The following is an 18,068-nucleotide window of genomic DNA, read 5'->3' on the forward strand; positions in this document are numbered from 1 at the left end:
ATACGGGGCGCATGCCTAGAATCAATTGCAAATGCAACTACTACCCGGCAGGCCTGCCGGCACTGCCCGCCACAACCCCGCAGGAGGATTACCGATGCAACAGCAGCCCCCTCTGTTGAACGACCCAGATCCCGAGCAGACCCAGGAATGGCTTGAGTCCCTGGCCACCGTTGTCGAGGTGGAGGGGCGCTCGCGTGCGCACTTCCTGATCGACCAGATGCTGGACCTGGACGTGTCGCTGCACGGCGACTTTCGTGGCCGCGTCAACACCCCCTACGTCAACACCATCGGCCCCGAGCGCGAACTGCCCTACCCCGGCGACCTGGCCACCGAGCAGCGCCTGAATGCCTATATCCGCTGGAACGCACTGGCCATGGTGCTGCGCGCCGGCAAGCATTCGGGGGTGGGCGGGCATATCGCCACCTACGCCTCGGCGGCGGTGCTGTATGACGTGGGCTTCGACCATTTCTTTCGCGGGCGCACCGCGCAGTTTGCCGGCGACATGGTGTACATCCAGGGCCACTCGGCGCCGGGTATCTATGGCCGGGCCTACCTCGAAGGGCGCCTGAGCGAGGCGCAGCTGGACAACTTTCGCCGCGAGACCGACCGCGATGGCGTGTCGTCCTACCCGCACCCGCGGCTGATGCCCGAGTTCTGGCAGTTTCCCACCGTATCCATGGGCCTGGGGCCGATCACCGCGGCCTACCAGGCGCGCTTCATGCGCTACCTCGAAGACCGCGACCTCACCCCACGCCAGGGCCGCAAGGTGTGGGCGTTTCTCGGTGACGGCGAAATGGATCAGCCCGAGTCGCTGGCGGCCATCTCCCTGGCCGGGCGCGAAAAACTCGACAACCTGATCTTCGTGGTCAACTGCAACCTGCAGCGCCTGGACGGCCCGGTACGTGGCAACGCCAAGGTGATCCAGGAATTCGAGAGCCTGTACCGTGCTGCCGGCTGGAACGTGATCAAGGTGGTGTGGGGCAGCGGCTGGGATGCGCTGCTGGCCAGGGACAGCAGCGGCATCCTGCGCCAGCGCATGATGGAGTGCGTGGACGGCGAGTATCAGACCTACAAGTCGCAGAACGGCGCCTACGTGCGCGAGCACTTCTTCGGCAAGTACCCGGAACTGCTGGCGATGGTCAGCGACCTGAGCGATGACGACATCTGGAAGCTGGCTCGCGGCGGGCACGACCCGGTTAAGGTGTACAACGCCTACGCGGCGGCCGTGCGTCACACGGGGCGGCCAACGGTGATCCTGGCCAAGACCGTCAAGGGCTTCGGCATGGGCGAAGCCGGCGAAGGCCAGAACATCAACCACCAGTTGAAGAAGATGGGCGACGAGGCGGTCAAGGCCTTCCGCGACCGCTTCGGCCTGGACCTGAGTGATGAGCGCCTCGGCGAGATCCCCTACCTCAAGCCCGCCCCCGACAGCGCCGATGCGCGCTACCTGCAGGTGGCCCGTGATCGCCTGGGCGGGCATGTGCCGGCGCGCCAGGCCAGGGTCGAGCCGTTGCAGGTACCGGCCCTGGAGGCCTTCGACAGCCAGCTCAAGGGCACCGGTGACCGTGCCATCTCCACCACCATGGCGTTCGTGCGCATTCTCGGCACCCTGCTCAAGGACCCGCAGGTCGGCCGCCTCGTCGTACCGATCGTGCCCGACGAATCACGCACCTTCGGCATGGAGGGGCTGTTCCGCCAGATCGGCATCCACTCCCATGTGGGCCAGCTGTACACGCCGCAGGATGCCGGCACGCTCAGCTACTACAAGGAGAGCACCGACGGCCAGATCATGCAGGAAGGGCTCAACGAGTCCGGCGCCACCTCGTCGTGGATTGCCGCCAGCACCGCCTACGCCAACCATGGCGTGATGACCCTGCCGTTCTATATCTTCTATTCGATGTTCGGCTTCCAGCGAGTGGGCGACCTGCTGTGGGCGGCGGGCGATGCGCGCGCACGGGGGTTTCTGCTGGGCGCCACCAGCGGGCGTACCACGTTGATGGGCGAAGGCTTGCAGCATGACGACGGGCACAGCCACGTGATGTCGGCCACCGTGCCGTGCTGCGTCTCCTACGACCCCACCTATGCCTACGAGCTGGCGGTAATCATCCAGGACGGCATGCGCCGCATGTATGCCGAGCAGGAGGACGTGTACTACTACATCACCGTGCTCAACGAGAACTACGCCCACCCCGCCATGCCCGAAGGCGCAGAGCAAGGCATTCTCAAGGGGCTGTACCGCCTGCCGGTGGAAAAACCGCCGCAGGGCGAGCGGCATGTGCAGTTGATGGGCAGCGGCTCGATACTGAACGAGGTGCTGGCGGCGGCGGATATTCTGCAGCGTGATTTCGGCGTCAGCAGCGAGGTGTGGAGCGCCACCAGCCTGACCGAGGTGCGGCGCGAGGCGCAGGCGGTGGAGCGCTGGAACCTGCTGCACCCGCTGCAGGCGCCGAAGACGCCATACATCGAAACGCTGCTGCAGGGGCATGCGGGGCCGGTGGTGGTGGCCACGGACTACATGAAGATCCATGCCGACCAGATCCGGCCGTGGGTGAGCGGGAGGCGTTTCGTGGCGTTGGGCACCGACGGCTTCGGCCAGTCGGACACCCGCGAGGCGCTGCGCCGGCATTTCGAGGTGGACCGCCAGTTCATCGTGCTGGCGGCGCTGAATGCGCTGGCGGCGGACGGGGTGATCGAGCGCGAGGTGGTGGCCGGCGCGATCGAAGCGCTGGGCATCGACCCTGGCAAGGTTGATCCGGCTTCAGTCTGATAGCACCCATCAGACCTGTGGCAGCAACAGCTTCCTGTAGGAGCCGGCCTTGCCGGCGATGGCGTGCTTAGCGCCTATGGCACGGCGTGGCCGCGCATCGCCAGCAAGGCTGGCTCCTACAGGTGTGCATTCAGCAGGGGCGACTACTGCCCCGCCCCCAGCTCATCCTGGGTCAGTATCGCCTTGGCCAGGTCTTCGTCACTGGCCTGCAACCCCGGGTTCTGCTGACGGATACGCTGCAGCATCGACTCCAGGTACACACCGCGAATTTCGCCGCCGCTGGCGATGAACGTCGAAGCATCATCGCGCGCCGGAATCACCAGCTTGTCGTCCTTGAAGGTCGAGTACAACGAGGCGGAAACCCCGGCGGAGGTGGCGACATCGCGACCATCCACACGGGCCAGGGCCGTGCCCAAAGGCAGGCAGAGCACAAGGGAAGAAACCAGCAGTAAACGGCGCATGACGATGCCTCCGTGATGGGGGGGAACCTACATTCATTAGGATAGGCCCCCCAGGCCAAGAGTTCCCGCCAATATCCCTACCCGCCCACCGAAGCCCGCCATGCTGGCTATATTGAAACCCTGGTCCCCATTCCCGAGCGTGACGAGAGGTGAACATGTACACCATTGGCTATGCAGCGCAGCACCGCGAAGCACCGCTGGCACCCTTCAAGTTCGAACGCCGCGCCCTGCGCCCCAACGACGTGGCGATGCAGATCCTGTACTGCGGCGTATGCCACTCCGACCTGCACCAGGCCCGCGACGACTGGGGTTTCAGCCGCTACCCGATCGTGCCCGGCCACGAGATCGTCGGGCGCGTGACCGAGGTGGGCAGCCAGGTCACCCGCTACAAGGTCGGTGACGCCGTGGCGGTGGGCTGCATGGTCGACTCCTGCCAGCAGTGCGACCAGTGCCGCAAGGGCGAGGAACAGCTGTGCCGCGAGAACAACACGCAAACCTACAACAGCCTGGACCGCATCACCCGCGAACCCACCTACGGCGGCTATTCCAAGCACCTTGTAGTGCGCGAGGAGTTCGTGCTGCGCGTGCCCGACGGCCTGGACCTGGCCAAGGCCGCGCCGCTGCTGTGCGCCGGCATCACCACCTATTCGCCGCTGCGCACCTGGAATGCCGGGCCCGGCAGCCGCGTCGCGGTCATCGGCCTGGGCGGGCTGGGGCACATGGCCGTGAAGCTGGCGGCGGGCCTGGGTGCCGACGTCACGGTGCTCAGCCGCACCCCCGACAAACTCGATGATGCGCGGGCGCTGGGCGCCGACAAGCTGCTGGTGTCGTCCGACGCCAAGGCCATGGCCGCCGCGCGCTCCAGCTTCGACCTGATCATCGACACGGTGCCGGTGCGCCATGACGTGTCGCCCTACATGTCGCTGCTGGACGTGGACGGCACCCTGGTGATCGTCGGCCAGGTGGGGCCGATCGACGAACAACTGACCGTGCCGTTCATCCTCGGCCGGCGGCGCCTGGCCGGCTCGCCGATTGGCGGGATTGCGCAAACCCAGGAGATGCTCGACTTCTGCGCGAAGAAGAACATTCTGCCGGAGTGTGAAATGATCCGCATGGACCAGATCAACGAGGCGTTCGAACGCATGCAGCGCTCCGATGTGCGCTACCGCTTCGTGATCGACATGGCCTCGCTCGACGACACCACCGGCGCCTGACGCGCCTCACTCCCCTACCGAACCACAAGGGCCTCCCATGCTGCAGATACTCGGCAAAGCTTCCTCCATCAATGTACGCAAGGTGCTATGGGCCTGCACCGAGCTGGGTATCGCCTTCGAGCGCGAGGACTGGGGCTCGGGCTTCAGGTCCACCTTCAGCCCGCAGTTCCTGGCCCTCAACCCCAACGCCATGGTGCCGGTGATCAAGGACGGCGACTTCGTGCTGTGGGAGTCCAACAGCATCCTGCGCTACCTGGCCAACCAGTACCACGGGCAGCACCTCTACCCCGCCGAGCCCCGGGTGCGCGCACGGGTGGACCAGTGGATGGACTGGCAGGCCACCGACCTCAACAAGTCCTGGACCTACCCCTTCCTGTCGCTGGTGCGACATTCCCCCGACCATCAGGACCCCGAGGCACTGGCGGCGGCATGCAGGCAGTGGACCACCAACCTGCAGATCCTCGACCGCCAGCTCGAATCGACCGGCGCCTACGTCAGTGGCCAGGACTTTTCACTGGCGGACATCGCCATCGGCCTGTCGGTCAATCGCTGGTTCGAAACCCCGCTGGAGCATCCGGATTTTGCAGCGGTTCGGGCATACTACGAGCGTCTGACCGAACGCGAAGGGTTTGTCATCCATGGAAGAAACGGTACCCCGTAACGCCACCGTCACCACCGAAACCTCGGTGCGCCGCCGCTCGCTGCTGGCCGGCTGCAGCGCCCACGCGGTGCACGACGGGCTCACCGACGTGATCTACGTGCTGCTGCCGCTGTGGCAGGCGCAGTTCGGCCTCAGCCTGGCCCAGGTGGGCCTGTTGCGCGGGGCCTATTCCGGAATGATGGCCGGCTTTCAGCTGCTGGCCAGCCGCGCGGCCCGGCGCTTTGGCCGCGAGCGCCTGCTGGTGGGCGGCACGCTGCTGGCCGGCGTGGCCTACCTGGTCGCCGGCCAGGCCACCGGCCTGGGTGTGCTGCTGGTGGCGCTGATGCTGGGCGGGCTGGGCGCCAGTACCCAGCACCCGCTGGCCTCCTCGATGATCACCGACAGCCACGCGGCGGGCGGCGGGGTCAAGCAGGCGCTGTCGCACTACAACTTCGCGGGCGATATCGGCAAGGCGGTCATTCCGGGCCTGATGGGCGTGCTGCTGGTGGCCGTCAGCTGGCGTACCGGTGCAACGCTGCTGGGCGTGCTGGGTGTGGCTGCGGCGGTGTTGCTGTGGTGGCTGATCCCCTCCCGGGCCCAGGCCCTGGCGGCGGGCGGCAAGGCGCCGAAGCTGGCCACCGGAAACGGCTCGCCGGGCGGCCTGCGTGCCCTGCTGATGCTGGGCATGCTCGACAGCGCGGTGCGCATGGGGTTTCTGACCTTCCTGCCGTTTCTGCTCAGGCTCAAGGGCGCCGGCACCGCCGGTATCGGCCTGGCGCTGACGCTGCTGTTCGTGGGCGGGGCCTTCGGCAAGCTGCTGTGCGGCTACCTGGGCGCACGCATCGGCCTGCTGAAAACCGTCTCGCTCACCGAAGCGGGGACTGCACTGTTGATCGTGCTGGCGGTGGTGCTGCCGTATTCGGCCACGCTGGTGATGCTGCCGTTGCTGGGCCTGGCGCTGAACGGCACCTCGTCGGTGCTGTATGGCGTGGTGCCGGAGCTGGCGGCTGCCGGCAAGCACGAGCAGGCCTTCGCGCTGTTCTACACCGGCACCATCGGTGGCGGCGCGCTGGCACCGGTGGTGTTCGGGCGGCTGGGGGACGTTACCGGGGTGCCCACGGCGGTGGTGGTGCTGGCGGCCACGCTGCTGCTCACGCTGCCGCTGGCGTGGCGGGTGAACAAGGGCTTGGCGGCAGAATAGAAAAGAAGGCGCGGGAGTCTCGGCGCCTTCCTGGTTTTGTGCGGGGTGTGGCGGGGGTTACAGGGGGGAGATGGTACCCAGTGCTCCGATTGCGAAGGCCAATACCAGAAAGCCGAATACAAAAATTGCCATCTTGCCCATGGGAGCTCCTAACTGAGGGGGTGCGGCTGTCGAAGGCCACATTGTCTGCCCCCTTCTGATCTGGAAACAGATGCAGCTAGCGAGGCAAAAAGCGGATCAGATGAGTTCGGCTCAAAAGCCCAGGCTGGGCGCAACCGTCTACCGCGCCCACCGCCTCGCCCCCGCCACACACAGGATCACCCCCACCGTCACCCCCAGCATCCCCGGGCTGACCTGCTCGCCCAGCAACCCCGCCGCCAAGGCCAGGCCAAAGAACGGCTGCAGCAGCTGCAACTGCCCCACCGCCGCAATCCCGCCCTGGGCCAGGCCGCGGTACCAGAACACAAAACCGATCAGCATGCTGAACAGCGACACATACCCCAGGCTCACCCACGCCGGCAGGCTGATACCCGCAAACGTCGACGGCGCCAGGTACCAGGTCAGCACCAGCATCACCGGCAACGACACCAGCAGCGCCCAGCAGATCACCTGCCAACCGCCCAGCGCCCGCGACAACCGCGCCCCCTCGGCATAACCCAGGCCGCACACCACCACCGCCAGCAGCATCAGCAGGTCACCCTGGGGCGACGCCGCCAAGCCCTGCGACAACGCAAAGCCCACCACCATCAAGCACCCCAGCACCGAAAACAGCCAGAACACCGGGCGCGGGCGCTCGCCCCCGCGCAGCACGCCAAACACCGCGGTGGCCAGCGGCAGCATGCCGATGAACACGATCGAATGCGCCGAGGTCACGTACTGCAGGGCCAGCGCGGTCAGCAGCGGAAACCCCACCACCACCCCAAGCGACACCACGATCAAGGGCATTACCTGAGCCCGGGTCGGGCGCGGTTGCCTGAGCAGCATCAGCAAGGCCAGCGCCAGTACACCGGCAATGGCGGCACGCGCCACGGTGAGGAACACCGGGTCGAATTCCAGCACCGCCAGGCGCGTGGCCGGCAAGGAACCACTGAAAATCACCACGCCGATCAGGCCGTTGATCCAGCCACGGGTGGCGTCGTCCAGGGTACGAGGTTTGAGAGTCTGTTCCATTGAAGTCACGCTCGACAGGTTGCAGGGGTAAGGGCACGCTTGCCAAAAACCATGCTAGGGCCGACGATCAGCACAATCAAAAAATCGTCATGGATACATCTGCACATGCCTCGCTCGCGCTACAAGGCCCTGGTCGATACCTTTGCCGCAGACATTCGTGACGGCAGGCTCGCCCCTGGCACCCGCCTGCCCACCCACCGTCACCTGGCCGCGACCCATGGCCTGGCCCTGGTCACCGCGTCACGGGTATATGCCGAACTCGAGCAGATGGGCCTGGTGAGCGGCGAGACCGGGCGCGGCACCTTCGTGCGCGAAACCTCGCTGCCGCCCGACCTGGGCGTCGACCAGCAGGTGGTGGCCGCCGGCATGGCCGACCTGAACTTCAACTACCCGGCATTGCCCGGCCAGGCCGACCTGCTGCGCAGCGGCTTGCGCCAGCTGGCACTGAGCGGCGACCTGGAGGCGCTGCTGCGCTACCAGCCCCATGCCGGGCGCGCCCATGAACGCGCCTGCATCGCCCGGCACCTGCTCGGTTGCGGGCTAGAGGTGAATCCAGAGCAGGTACTGATCGTCAGCGGCGCCCAGCACGGGTTGGCCGTGGTGCTGATGGCCCTGCTGCAGCCCGGCGACGTGATCGCGGTCGACGCCCTCACCTACTCCGGGTTCAAGGTGCTGGCCGAAGCGTTGCGCCTCGAGATGCTGCCGATTCCGGTCACGCCCCACGGGCCGGACCTCGGCGCCCTGCAGCGGCTGTGCCGCAGCCGCCCGGTACGCGCGGTGTACAGCATGCCCACGCTGCACAACCCGCTGGGCTGGGTGATGAGCCTGGAGCAGCGCGAACAACTGGTGTCGATTGCCCGCACCCACAACCTGCACCTGATCGAGGACGCCGCCTACGCCTTCCTGGCCGACGACGCGCCGCCGCCCCTGGCCCAGCTGGCACCGGAGCGCACGCTGTACGTGTCAGGCCTGTCGAAGAACATCGCCACCGGCCTGCGCGTGGGCTTCATTGCCGCGCCGCCGCACCAGGTTGCCGCGCTGGAGCGCTCCATTCGCGCCACCACCTGGAATACCCCCGGGGTGATGACCGCCATTGCCTGCGCCTGGATCGAGGACGGCACGGTGGAGCGCCTGGAAGCCGAGAAGCGCGCCGATGCCCAGGCCAGGCAGGCCATCGCCCGCGAAGTACTGGCGGGCATGCCCTGCGTCACCCACCCCACTTCGTACTTTCTGTGGCTACCGCTGGCCGATGACGCCCGCGCCGAACAGATCGCCGCCGCCCTGATGCGCGAACAGGTGGCGGTGTCCACCGCGCAGCCGTTCGCCACCACCAGTCACGTGCCGCGTGCACTCAGGCTGGCGCTGGGCTCGGTGGACCTGGACACGCTGCGCGCGGCGCTGGCGAAGGTACGCTGGGTGGTGCAGGCGTACTCCTGAAGCCCACGCCTCAGAAGTCGTAGCGTGCACTCATGCCCAGGGTGCGCGGCGTACCCAGCACCCCGGTGTAGGCGCCGTTGGGCGAGTTCCACAGGGTGGTGTAGTAGGTCTTGTCGAAGGCGTTCTTCAGCCACAGCGACACGTCCCACTGGCCCTGGCCCCAGTCGCCGCGCACCCCCGCCGACAGGTTGACCAGCGCATACCCCGGCAACTGCGCCAGGCGCGAATCGTCCACCGTGCCCACCGCCTGCGAGCGCCAGGCGTAGTTGCCGTTCACGTAGGGTTGCAGGCCGTTGTCCAGGTCCCACTGGTAGCTGGCGCTGGTGTTGGCAATCCATTTGGCCGCGCCCACCACGTTATGCCCGCTGAGGTCGCAGGCGGCCGGGGCGCCGGGGCGCAAGGCCACCTCCGCCGGGCATGGGGCGTTGTCGTAGGACAGGTAGCGTACATCGTTCCACGAGCCGTTCAGGCTCAGGGTCAGGCCACGGCTCGCCCGCCAGGTACTGTCCAGCTCAAGGCCACGGCTGCGCACGCTGCCGGCGTTGGTCAGGTAGCTGGTGAGGTTGGCGTCGTCGTAGGCGTTGGTCTGGTAGCCGTGCACAATCGTCCAGAACAGGTTGGCATTGAGTTGCAGGCGCTGGTCCAGCAGGGTTGTCTTGATGCCCAGTTCGGCGTCGTTGGCCCGTTCGCTGCCGATCAGCAGCGAGTCGGCGCCGGCCACCGGGGCGCTGGCCACGCTGAGGTTGACCCCGCCGGACTTCTCCCCGTGGGACAACGAGCCATACGCCAGTACCTGGTCGTTCACCCGCCAGGCCAGGCTGGCCAGTGCCGACGGGCTGAAGCTGTAGAGGCTGAGGTCGCCCGAATCATAGGCGCCGACACGCCCCTGCCTTACCGCTGCCGCCGCCCCCGTCACGCTCGCGCCGCCCACCGGGGCATCGCGCGTCACCCTGGCCTGCTTGCGCTCGTAGGTACCGCGCAGGCCCAGGCTCAGGTCCAGGCGCGGGGTCAGGTGCCAGGTGCCCTGGGCAAAGGTGGCGAAGCTGTCGGTGTCGATGCTGCCGTGGCCCACGCTGTTCACATCGTTCAATGCGCCCTGCGGGGTGCCGTTCCAGGTGTCGGCCAGCGGCCCGTACTCGGTGAACACGCGGTTCTGCATCCGCTGGCCGAAGTAATAGCCGCCCACCACGTAATCGAACCGCTCACCCAGCGGCGAGGCCAGGCGCAGCTCTTGCGAATACTGCTTGTCGCGGGCCGACTGGCCGACGTTGTGCATCACGTCCACGTTCAGTTCGTCGTCGTTGCGCGGGGTGAAGTCCCACCAGCGGTAGGCGCTGATCGACGTCAGCGTGAAGCCATCGGCCAGCCCCCAGTTCGCCTCCAGCGAGGTGCCGCCCTGGAACACCGTGACACGCTGGTCGGCATCGAGGTTGACCCTGCGCCCGTCGACCAGCGTCGCGCCCACCGCCTGGGCCCGCTGTTCATAGCGGTTGACCCCGTTGATGGTCGGCCCGGTGCTGAACAGCGAGCGCGTGCCGGCGCTGGAGTGCTCCTCGTTGTAGTCGCCGATCCAGCGCAGGCTGAAGTCTTCCTGCGGCTTGAACAGCAACTGCCCGCGAAAGCCCTGGCGCCGGCCGCCGCCCAGGGTGTCGCCGTCGAACCGGTTCTCCACGTAGCCGTTCTCGTCGGTGCGGTAGGCCGCCACCCGCCCGGCCAGCGTGTCGGTCAACGGCCCCGACACACCGCCCTGCACCTGCCGGTAGCCGTCCTCGCCCAGCGACGTCGACACGTTGCCCTGCGGGGTGAAGGTGGGCTGGCGGGTGGCGATGTTGAGCACCCCGGCCGTGGTGTTCTTGCCGAACAGGGTGCCTTGCGGGCCGCGCAGCAAGGCGATCTGCTCGATGTCCAGCAGGTCGAACACGGCCATGCCGGGGCGGCCCAGGTAGACGTTGTCGAGGTAGATCCCGGCGCTGCCTTCCAGGCCGTCACTGGCCGGGTTGTTGCCCAGCCCGCGAATCGACAGGCTCGACTGGCGCGGGTTCATGAACGCCACGTTGACGCTGGGCATGGCCTGTTGCAGGTCCTGCAGGCGATACAGGCGCTGGGCCTCCAGGGCCTGGGCGCCCAGCACGCTCATGGGGGTGGGCACGTGCTGCGCCTCTTCGCTGCGCCGGCGCGCCTCGACCGTCACCGGGGCAAGGGTCGGGGCGTCGGTGGGGGCCGGCTCAGTGGCTGACGCAGGCAGTGACAGCAGGCCCAGTGCGGCCAGGCACAGGGGGCGTGGATAAGGCAGCTTCATCATCGATTCCTTTGGGGGTATGGCGGTACCTCGCTGCGCGTGGTGTGCGTGAGCGTGAGGGTGGGTGCTGGTGCGCTGTGTTCAGGCTTTCAGCCAGGGAATGTCGTCGCGCTGGTAACGGTGCGCGCGGAAGATCGCGTTGTTCTCGCCCGGCAGGTAGCGGCGCGAGGCCGCATCAGGGTAGGCGGCAAAATGCGGGTTGATGTACTCCCACACCACCTCGCCGGCCGGCGTCACTTCGAACAGGCGGCCGAAGTTGGCCTCGGTGATCAGCGTGTTGCCGTTGTGCAGGCGCTGCGCACCGCCCATGAACGGGGTGAAGAAGGCATAGCCGGGGGTATCGGCGTACTGCCATTCGATGCGCCGGGTCAGCGGGTCGATCTCCAGGATGCGCGAGTGCGGCATCGACACGTGTGGCCGCGAAATACCGTTGTCGAATACCAGGATGCGGCCGTTCTCCAGCTCGCTCGGGCAATGCTGCTGCGCCACCAGATCGTGGCCCAGACGCCACAGCACCTCGCCGCTGCCGCGCTGCACGGCGATCACCGACGACACGCTGCGCAGGCTGAGGATCACCTTGCCATCGCGACCCGGGGTCACCGCGTTGGTCATGGGCCAGTGGTAGCGCTCGAAGGTGTCGTGCAGCGGGTAGTCCTCGGGGCGCAGGTGCTCCCAGCTGCGCCACTCCCACACCACCTGGCCCTGTCGATCCACCTCCTTGACCACATCGGCATAGATCACCCCGCCCGCCGCCTCGCTGCCGGGAATACCGCCCACCACGCGGCTGGCCAGCTCGGGGCTCAGGGGCTCGACCGTGGTGTACAACAGGTGGCCGTTGTCCAGCCACTGGGCATCGTGGTGGTGCAGCAGGTCGGTGTGCTGCCACACCACCTCGCCTTGCGCGGTGACTTCACTGAAGGCGCCGCCGTGCCATACCGACCAGCCGGGGAACAGCTCGGGGGAGTCGGGGTGGTTGCCGTTGTAGCCCAGGTTGCCGTTGGGCAGTATCACCGCGTCGCGACCGGGGCGCTGGGGCAGCTTCCAGCGGTGTACCACTTCGCCGTCCAGGTCGATCAGGAACACGTTGCCGTCGGCGGTCTGCGGTGCGAACAGGGTGTAACCCCCGGCGCTGCGGGCGTGGTCCACGGCAACCAAGCCGGTCCTGTGGCGTTTGAGGGTCGGGGTGTGCAGGGCAGTCATGACGTTTCTCCGGGTGAGTGATGCCCTGCCGACGGCAGGTCGGCATGGCAGGTCGAGTTGAAGTGTTTAGTCAGGTTGTGGCAGCAAACTGTTGAAACGGCTATCGAATACCTGTTCAACCTGCAGCGGTTTTGGGATCAGGCGCTCGGCGGCGAAGGCATCGGCCAGGCGTTGCTGCAAGGCGATGATCGAAGGGTCGATGGGCACATAGCGCAAGTGCTGGTGCGCCAGCATCTCGCGCACCAGCTCAAGGGGCAGGCGCGTGCTGCCTGCCAGCGCCTGGGCCCAGGCATCCGGGTGGGCGGTGGCCCAGGCCTGCGCCCTGGCCAGGCGCACCATCAGCTCGCCCAGCTGTCGAGCACGCTGCGGGTCGGCCAGGGCCTGGCCGCTGGCGACCGTGAAGTTAAGGCCGGTCTCGGGCCAGGCCGAGCCGTCCACCAGCACCCGGGCGCCGTGGGCGGTGGCCTGCCCGACAAAGGGGTACCACACCGCCCAGGCGTCCAGGTGGCCACTGGCAAAGGCGTTTTGCGCATCGATGGGGCTGACATAGGCGATCTTCACCTCCCGGGGGCTCAGCCCGGCCTGGCGCAGCGCGGCCAGCAGCAGGTAGTGGCCGCTGGAGCCTTTGGCCACCGCCACGCGCCGGCCCTTGAGGTCGGCCACCTGTTGCACCGTCGAGCCTTGTGGCAGCAGCAGCGCATTGTTGTTCTGGGCGCCGTCGGCCACGCCGATGATACGGATGTCGAAACCACCGGCCTGGGCAAACACCGGCGGCGCATTGCCCACCACCCCCACATCCACCGCCCCGGCACTCAGCGCCTCGAGCAAGGCCGGGCCGGCCGGGAACGGGTGCCAGCTCAGGGGCAAGGTCAGGGGCTCGGCCTCCCCGGCGGCCTGCAGCAGGGTTTGTACCAGCCCGCTCTGGTCGCCGACCCGCAGCGCGGCAGGTGCGGCGCTGACGGCCTGGGCCAGCACCATGCCGGCGCACAGCGCCACGGCGCGCAAGGTGGTGCGGCGGGCGTGCAGGTGCTTGGCAGCAGCAGCGAATAACGGCATTGTCGTCCCCTTGTTTCGTGTTGAACCCAGTATGTCGAGGCCCCCCGTGCAACTCCATGCCAAACACCCCTCCTTTGCTGCCACGCCACCCGCGCCCCGCGCGGTGGTGGTGCTGGGTTTCGACGATGCGTTGCTGCTCAATGCGGCCGGCCCGCTGGAGGTGTTCGGCGCCGTGCCGCGCCTGCTGGCCGGCGCGTTCGCACAGCACCCGCCCTATCGCCTGGTACTGGCCTCACCCGAGGGCGGCCTGATCAGCACGGTGTCGGGCATCGAGGTGATGACCCGTTCACTGGCGCAGCTGGACCTGGAGCTGCGCGACATCGACACCCTGATCGTGGCCGGCGGCCCGGGGGTGGCCGCACTGGAAGCAGACCCGCGCGCGTGCGACTGGCTGCGCCGGCGCCATGGGCAGATTCGCCGGCTGTGCTCGGTGGGCACCGGCACCTTCGCGCTGGCGGCTGCGGGCCTGCTCGATGGCCGTCGGGTGGTGACCCACTGGAAGTTCAATGACGAGTTGCAGGCGCGCTACCCCAGCGTGCAGTGCCAGCCCGACGCGCTGTACCTGAATGACGCCAACCTGTGGACCTGCGGCGGCGCCACGGCGGGCATCGACCTGGCGCTGGCACTGGTGGAGCAGGACCTGGGCCCCCACGCGGCCCTGGCGCTGGCACGCTACTTCACGGTGTTTCTGTGGCGCTCGGCCGGGCAACCGCAGCTCAGTGCCTCGTTGCAGGCACAGTCCAACGCGCTGCGCACCGCACCGGATGTGCGCCTGGCCCGGCTGCATGCCTGGATCGCCGCCAACCTGGATGGCGACCTGCGGGTGGAGCGCCTGGCCGAGCAGTTCGGCATGAGCCCGCGGCATTTTGCCCGGGCCTATGTGGCGGCCACGGGTGACACGCCGGCCCAGGCGGTGGAAACATTGCGCCTTGAAGCGGCGTGCCGCCTGCTGGAGACCACCCGCGAGCCGATCAAGCGCATTGCCGAAACCGTCGGCTTCGGCCGCGAAGAACGCATGCGCCGGGTGTTTCAGAAAGAGCTGGGCACCAGCCCGCTGGGTTATCGTACCCAGGCCAGGGCCCCGCAACCGGGCGTGCCCGTGCCAGTGGCCGGCCAGACCGGCTACCGCCATGTGGAGCGGCCGGGCATCGCGCTGGAGCATCTGGCGCAGTAGATTCGGATTGTCGAGAACGGAGTGATCATGAAAGTTCTGTATACCCTGCTTGCCCTGCTGGCGTTGAGCGGACTGGGTGGCACTGCCTATGCCAAGGCACCGGCCGCAGAGGCGGCGCGCGAGTTCGTGGTCAAGAGCCAGGCCGGGGCCAACCTGGGGCCGATTGCGCTGTCGGCGGCCATGCGCACCAACACCTACGGCCTGCTGACTGCGCAGGTCGGCAGCCAGCAAGCGGAAAAGAGCGTGACGGCGGCCATCAAGGGGCTGCTGCCCAAGTACCAGCCGCAGTGGGACCAGCACCTGGTCGAGGCCTACAGCCAGTCGTTCTCGGCGCAGGAGCTGGCGTCACTGGCCAGCGAAGGTCGCGAATCCAAGTATGCCGACAAGGTGATGAGCAAGCAGCCAGACATCGGCAAGGCCATGCAGGCCAGTGCCAGGCCGGTGCTGATCGAGCTGGTGACCGAGGCGTTGAAGGTGGCGGTGGCGGCGCATCCGGTGAAGTGAGGGGCGTAGTTGCCTGCTGGTGCTGCGCACCCGATCGCGGGTCAAGCCCGCTCCCACAGGTTTGCGCTGCTTCTGTGGGAGCGGGCTTGGCCCGCGATCCCAGTGCGCGGTTTCGTGAACGATGAACTCAGCGGGGATCTTCAACGCGCCTTCACCTCGGCCAGCGCCTCGCGCAGTGCCTGTGCATCGGCCAATTCCTGCTTGGCCGTCACGCGCCCGTGCTCCAGTTGCAGCAACAGCACCGTGCCCTCGGCGCCCGGGTAACGCGAGGCCACCCGCCCCTCGCGGTCCAGCAGCACGCGGTAGCTGTAGTCGCGCATGGCCGGGATGGCGAACAGCTTGGCGATCAGCGCCGGCATGCGCTGCACGTCGGCGACAAACACACCCTTGCGCGCCTCCAGGTAGCCCTTGGGCTGCCCCTCCAGCACCGCCTTGACCAGCTTGCCACCCTCCATGCTGCGCGCCACCAGCACCAGGGCAGTGTCGTCGTTGAGGGTATACGGCTGCTCGAACTGGTCGAGCAGGGTCCACGGGGCCACGCGCTCGCCCACCTCAAGCGCCTGGGCAACGATGGGCATCAGGCCCAGCAACAGCACGATCAGCACTCTCACACCACACCTCGTTCATTGGGCTTCGACAAGCCGGCGACTATAGCGCGACTCAGGCAGGCGAAGACATCGCCGGCGCCACCGCATAAAGTGACGCTTTTTTCCGGGAGGTATGGATGAACGCGCCCACTGACCACACCCTCACCGCCCGCGAGGTGTGCCAGCAGCTACGTGACGCCGCCCTGGGGCTGGCCAGCCTGCAGTGCATGCAGGCGCAACCGGCCAGTGGCGTGATGCAGGTGCAGATCGACGGCTGGCAGTTGAGCCTGGATGTCGAACACGGCCACCTGCACCACTGCCAGCGCTGCCAGAGCCCGGATGGCCGGGTGTACGAGCCTGGCCTGCGCTACGGCACCGACCCGGTCTACCTGCTCAGCACCTGGGAACTGGCCCGGATCGAGCGCCTGCTCGGCGCCTAGCGCTGCGCCATGGCATGGCGCGCGCACTGTTCGTAGTAGGTCTGCTTGATGGCTGGCGGCTTGAGCCGCGAGCGGCTGTTGTAGGTCTGTTCGGTAATGCCCATGGCCGTCATGCGCATCCACGGCTTGGGGAACTTGCGCGATTGCAGGCGCTTGCGCGCGGCATACAGCGTGACCCCGGACAGCTTGGACTGCTGCGCGCCGGCGGCAATCTCCGAACCCCAGCTGCACACGAAGCGGTCATTCTTGTTCAGCGCCTTGGCGTGCGTCGCCAGCGAGAAGGTGGCCAGTGCGCACACGGCCACGGTCATCACGAAACCTCGCATGAAGTCATCCTAACCCGTTGAAAGGCGGCGAGTTTGCCAAGGATGAAAAGGCGTCGGGGCCAGCAAATTGCCTTATGTGTCCTCCAGCAGTTGCAGCAGGCCCAGTGCATCGCCTACCGCAGCGCCGCTGGCGGTGTTGTCGAAGATGCACCAGCACTCCACGCCGGCCTGCAGGGTCTGGCGTATGTCCTGGGCCAGCAGTGCCAGGCGTTCGTGCCCATAGGCGCTGTGATAGAGGCGTGGCGAGCCGTGCAGGCGCCAATAGCGCAAACCGGCCCAGCCACCTGGCTGCACGGCACCGATGGGGCTGGGGTCGGCCCCCACCTGGGCAATGCGCCAGCGGTCGAGCAGCGCCCCGGCGTCGGCCCAGGAGGCATGGCGCGGCTCGAACGCCACGGCGCCGGCGTAGCGCTCGCGCAGTGCACCGAAGAACGCCTGCGCCACCTGCGGCTCGCAGGCCAGCGATGGCGGGGTTTGCACCAGCAGGCATCCCAGGCGCTCGCCCAGCTGCGTGCACTGCTGCACAAACGCATCCAGCAACCCGGCGCAGTCATGCAGGCGTTGCACATGGGTGATCTGCTTGGGCACCTTGACCGAGAATGCGAAGCCTGGCGGTACCGCATGAGCCCAGCGCGCATAGGTGGCGGGCTGGTGCGGGCGGTAGAACGAGCTGTTGATTTCCACGGCCGGCAGGCGCGACGCATACCGCTGCAGGTGCGTGCCCTGCTCGGCGAACGCCGGCCAGTACGCGCGCGGCAGGCTCCAGCCGGCACAGCCGATGCGTAACAAGGGGCTCATCGAGCGGCCTTGAGTTCGATCCAGGTGGGTGCATGGTCGCTGGCATGCGCTTCGTTGCGCACCCAGGCGTCGACCCCGGCGTTTTTCAGGCGCCTGGCCAGCGGCGGGTTGAGCAGCAGGTGGTCGATGCGCAGCCCCGAGTTCTTCTGCCAGTGCTGGCGAAAATAGTCCCAGAAGGTGTACACCCGCTCGTCCGGGTACAGGTGGCGGATAGCGTCCGTCCAGCCCTGGGCCAGCAGGCGCTGGTAGCATTCGCGGCTTTCGGGCTGCAGCAGCGCGTCCTTGAGCCAGGAGCGCGGGTTGTAGATATCCAGGTCGGTGGGCACCACATTGAAGTCGCCGGCCAGCAGCACCGGGTGCTCGCTGTTCACCAGGCCCTGGGCGTGGGCGATCAGGCGTTCGAACCAGGCCAGCTTGTAGTCGAACTTGGGCCCCGGTTGCGGGTTGCCATTGGGCAGGTACAGGCAGCCGACCTGAATGCCCAGCACCGCCGCTTCCAGATACCGGCTTTGCGTATCGTCCTCGCTTCCCGGCAAGCCGCGGCGCACCTCCAGTGGTTGCGCATCACGGGCCAGAATCGCCACGCCGTTCCACGACGCCTGGCCATGGTGCAGGCAGCCATAGCCGAGGGCTTCGAAGTCAGCCACAGGGAACGCGCTGTCTACCGCCTTGAGCTCCTGCAGGCAGGCGATGTCGGGCTGTTCCCGCTCCAGCCAGGCCAGCAGGTTGGGCAGCCGCGCCCGCAGGCCGTTGATGTTGAATGTGGCGATCTTCAGCGTTTTCATCCGCACCTC

17 protein-coding genes are annotated in these 18,068 nt (G+C 67.4%); 8 read left to right on the top strand and 9 right to left on the bottom strand.

Features of this window, described 5'->3' with window-relative positions:
• The first annotated feature begins 94 nt into the window (after positions 1–94).
• Entirely contained in the window at positions 95–2,767 is a 2,673-nt protein-coding gene (gene aceE, locus LOY33_RS14185; RefSeq protein WP_258658991.1) for a pyruvate dehydrogenase (acetyl-transferring), homodimeric type, read from the top strand.
• A gap of 143 nt (positions 2,768–2,910) precedes the next feature.
• Here the strand turns inward: aceE and LOY33_RS14190 are convergent, their stop codons facing one another.
• Positions 2,911–3,228, bottom strand: coding sequence for a DUF2388 domain-containing protein (locus LOY33_RS14190; RefSeq protein WP_043860539.1), 318 nt, complete (start codon positions 3,226–3,228; stop codon positions 2,911–2,913).
• Between the two features lie 155 nt (positions 3,229–3,383).
• On the opposite strand from LOY33_RS14190, the gene LOY33_RS14195 reads away from it, so the two are divergent.
• The 3 genes from LOY33_RS14195 to LOY33_RS14205 are packed head-to-tail and all read left to right on the top strand — an operon-like array spanning position 3,384 to position 6,283.
• Positions 3,384–4,442, top strand: coding sequence for an NAD(P)-dependent alcohol dehydrogenase (locus LOY33_RS14195; protein WP_058540721.1), 1,059 nt, complete (start codon positions 3,384–3,386; stop codon positions 4,440–4,442).
• A 37-nt stretch (positions 4,443–4,479) separates the two neighbouring features.
• Entirely contained in the window at positions 4,480–5,103 is a 624-nt protein-coding gene (locus LOY33_RS14200) for a glutathione S-transferase family protein (protein ID WP_043860541.1), read from the top strand.
• Positions 5,081–6,283, top strand: coding sequence for an MFS transporter (locus LOY33_RS14205; protein WP_258658996.1), 1,203 nt, complete (start codon positions 5,081–5,083; stop codon positions 6,281–6,283). Before LOY33_RS14200 ends, LOY33_RS14205 begins: the two co-directional genes overlap by 23 nt.
• A 279-nt stretch (positions 6,284–6,562) precedes the next feature.
• Here the strand turns inward: LOY33_RS14205 and LOY33_RS14210 are convergent, their stop codons facing one another.
• The gene (locus LOY33_RS14210; protein WP_054915345.1) at positions 6,563–7,453 is read right to left on the bottom strand and encodes a DMT family transporter; all 891 of its coding nucleotides are present in this window, start codon (positions 7,451–7,453) and stop codon (positions 6,563–6,565) included.
• 105 nt (positions 7,454–7,558) lie between these two features.
• Here LOY33_RS14210 and LOY33_RS14215 point away from each other — a divergent pair, with 105 nt between their 5' ends.
• Positions 7,559–8,890, top strand: coding sequence for a PLP-dependent aminotransferase family protein (locus tag LOY33_RS14215; RefSeq protein ID WP_054915346.1), 1,332 nt, complete (start codon positions 7,559–7,561; stop codon positions 8,888–8,890).
• A 10-nt stretch (positions 8,891–8,900) separates the two neighbouring features.
• Here LOY33_RS14215 and LOY33_RS14220 read toward each other — a convergent pair whose 3' ends face one another.
• The 3 genes from LOY33_RS14220 to LOY33_RS14230 form a co-directional block, all read right to left on the bottom strand.
• Positions 8,901–11,189, bottom strand: a complete 2,289-nt coding sequence (locus tag LOY33_RS14220; RefSeq protein WP_258659000.1) for a TonB-dependent receptor — start codon at positions 11,187–11,189, stop codon at positions 8,901–8,903.
• An 81-nt stretch (positions 11,190–11,270) separates the two neighbouring features.
• Complete coding sequence (locus LOY33_RS14225; protein ID WP_043860506.1) at positions 11,271–12,389, bottom strand: aryl-sulfate sulfotransferase; 1,119 nt, start codon at positions 12,387–12,389, stop codon at positions 11,271–11,273.
• Between the two features lie 66 nt (positions 12,390–12,455).
• On the bottom strand, positions 12,456–13,445 hold the full coding sequence (locus tag LOY33_RS14230; protein WP_258659002.1) for an ABC transporter substrate-binding protein: 990 nt from the start codon (positions 13,443–13,445) through the stop codon (positions 12,456–12,458).
• A 46-nt stretch (positions 13,446–13,491) separates the two neighbouring features.
• Between LOY33_RS14230 and LOY33_RS14235 the strand changes: the two genes are divergently transcribed.
• Together LOY33_RS14235 and LOY33_RS14240 are read left to right on the top strand one after the other, a co-directional pair.
• Positions 13,492–14,619 carry a GlxA family transcriptional regulator gene (locus tag LOY33_RS14235; protein ID WP_236171670.1) on the top strand — a complete coding sequence of 376 codons (1,128 nt, stop codon included), beginning with the start codon at positions 13,492–13,494 and terminating at the stop codon, positions 14,617–14,619.
• 27 nt (positions 14,620–14,646) lie between these two features.
• Entirely contained in the window at positions 14,647–15,123 is a 477-nt protein-coding gene (locus LOY33_RS14240) for a hypothetical protein (RefSeq protein WP_258659007.1), read from the top strand.
• Positions 15,124–15,263: 140 nt separating this feature from the next.
• Here LOY33_RS14240 and LOY33_RS14245 read toward each other — a convergent pair whose 3' ends face one another.
• A complete protein-coding gene (locus tag LOY33_RS14245; protein WP_054915351.1) occupies positions 15,264–15,734 on the bottom strand; it encodes a hypothetical protein in 471 nt (156 codons plus the stop codon).
• 113 nt (positions 15,735–15,847) lie between these two features.
• Between LOY33_RS14245 and LOY33_RS14250 the strand changes: the two genes are divergently transcribed.
• The gene (locus LOY33_RS14250) at positions 15,848–16,150 is read left to right on the top strand and encodes a hypothetical protein (RefSeq protein WP_258659014.1); all 303 of its coding nucleotides are present in this window, start codon (positions 15,848–15,850) and stop codon (positions 16,148–16,150) included.
• Here LOY33_RS14250 and LOY33_RS14255 read toward each other — a convergent pair.
• The 3 genes from LOY33_RS14255 to xth all read right to left on the bottom strand — a co-directional run bounded on the left by LOY33_RS14255 (position 16,147) and on the right by xth (position 18,059).
• Positions 16,147–16,476 (bottom strand): hypothetical protein, encoded by a 330-nt coding sequence (locus LOY33_RS14255; RefSeq protein WP_043860501.1) that lies wholly within the window; start codon positions 16,474–16,476, stop codon positions 16,147–16,149. The two genes, LOY33_RS14250 and LOY33_RS14255, sit on opposite strands and share 4 nt — an antisense overlap.
• Before the next feature lie 72 nt (positions 16,477–16,548).
• Positions 16,549–17,274, bottom strand: a complete 726-nt coding sequence (locus LOY33_RS14260) for a DUF72 domain-containing protein (protein WP_258659019.1) — start codon at positions 17,272–17,274, stop codon at positions 16,549–16,551.
• Positions 17,271–18,059, bottom strand: coding sequence for an exodeoxyribonuclease III (gene xth, locus LOY33_RS14265; RefSeq protein ID WP_043860499.1), 789 nt, complete (start codon positions 18,057–18,059; stop codon positions 17,271–17,273). Before xth ends, LOY33_RS14260 begins: the two co-directional genes overlap by 4 nt.
• Positions 18,060–18,068: the final 9 nt, after the last annotated feature.

Source organism: Pseudomonas sp. B21-036, assembly GCF_024748925.1.
GTDB lineage: Bacteria > Pseudomonadota > Gammaproteobacteria > Pseudomonadales > Pseudomonadaceae > Aquipseudomonas > Aquipseudomonas palmensis.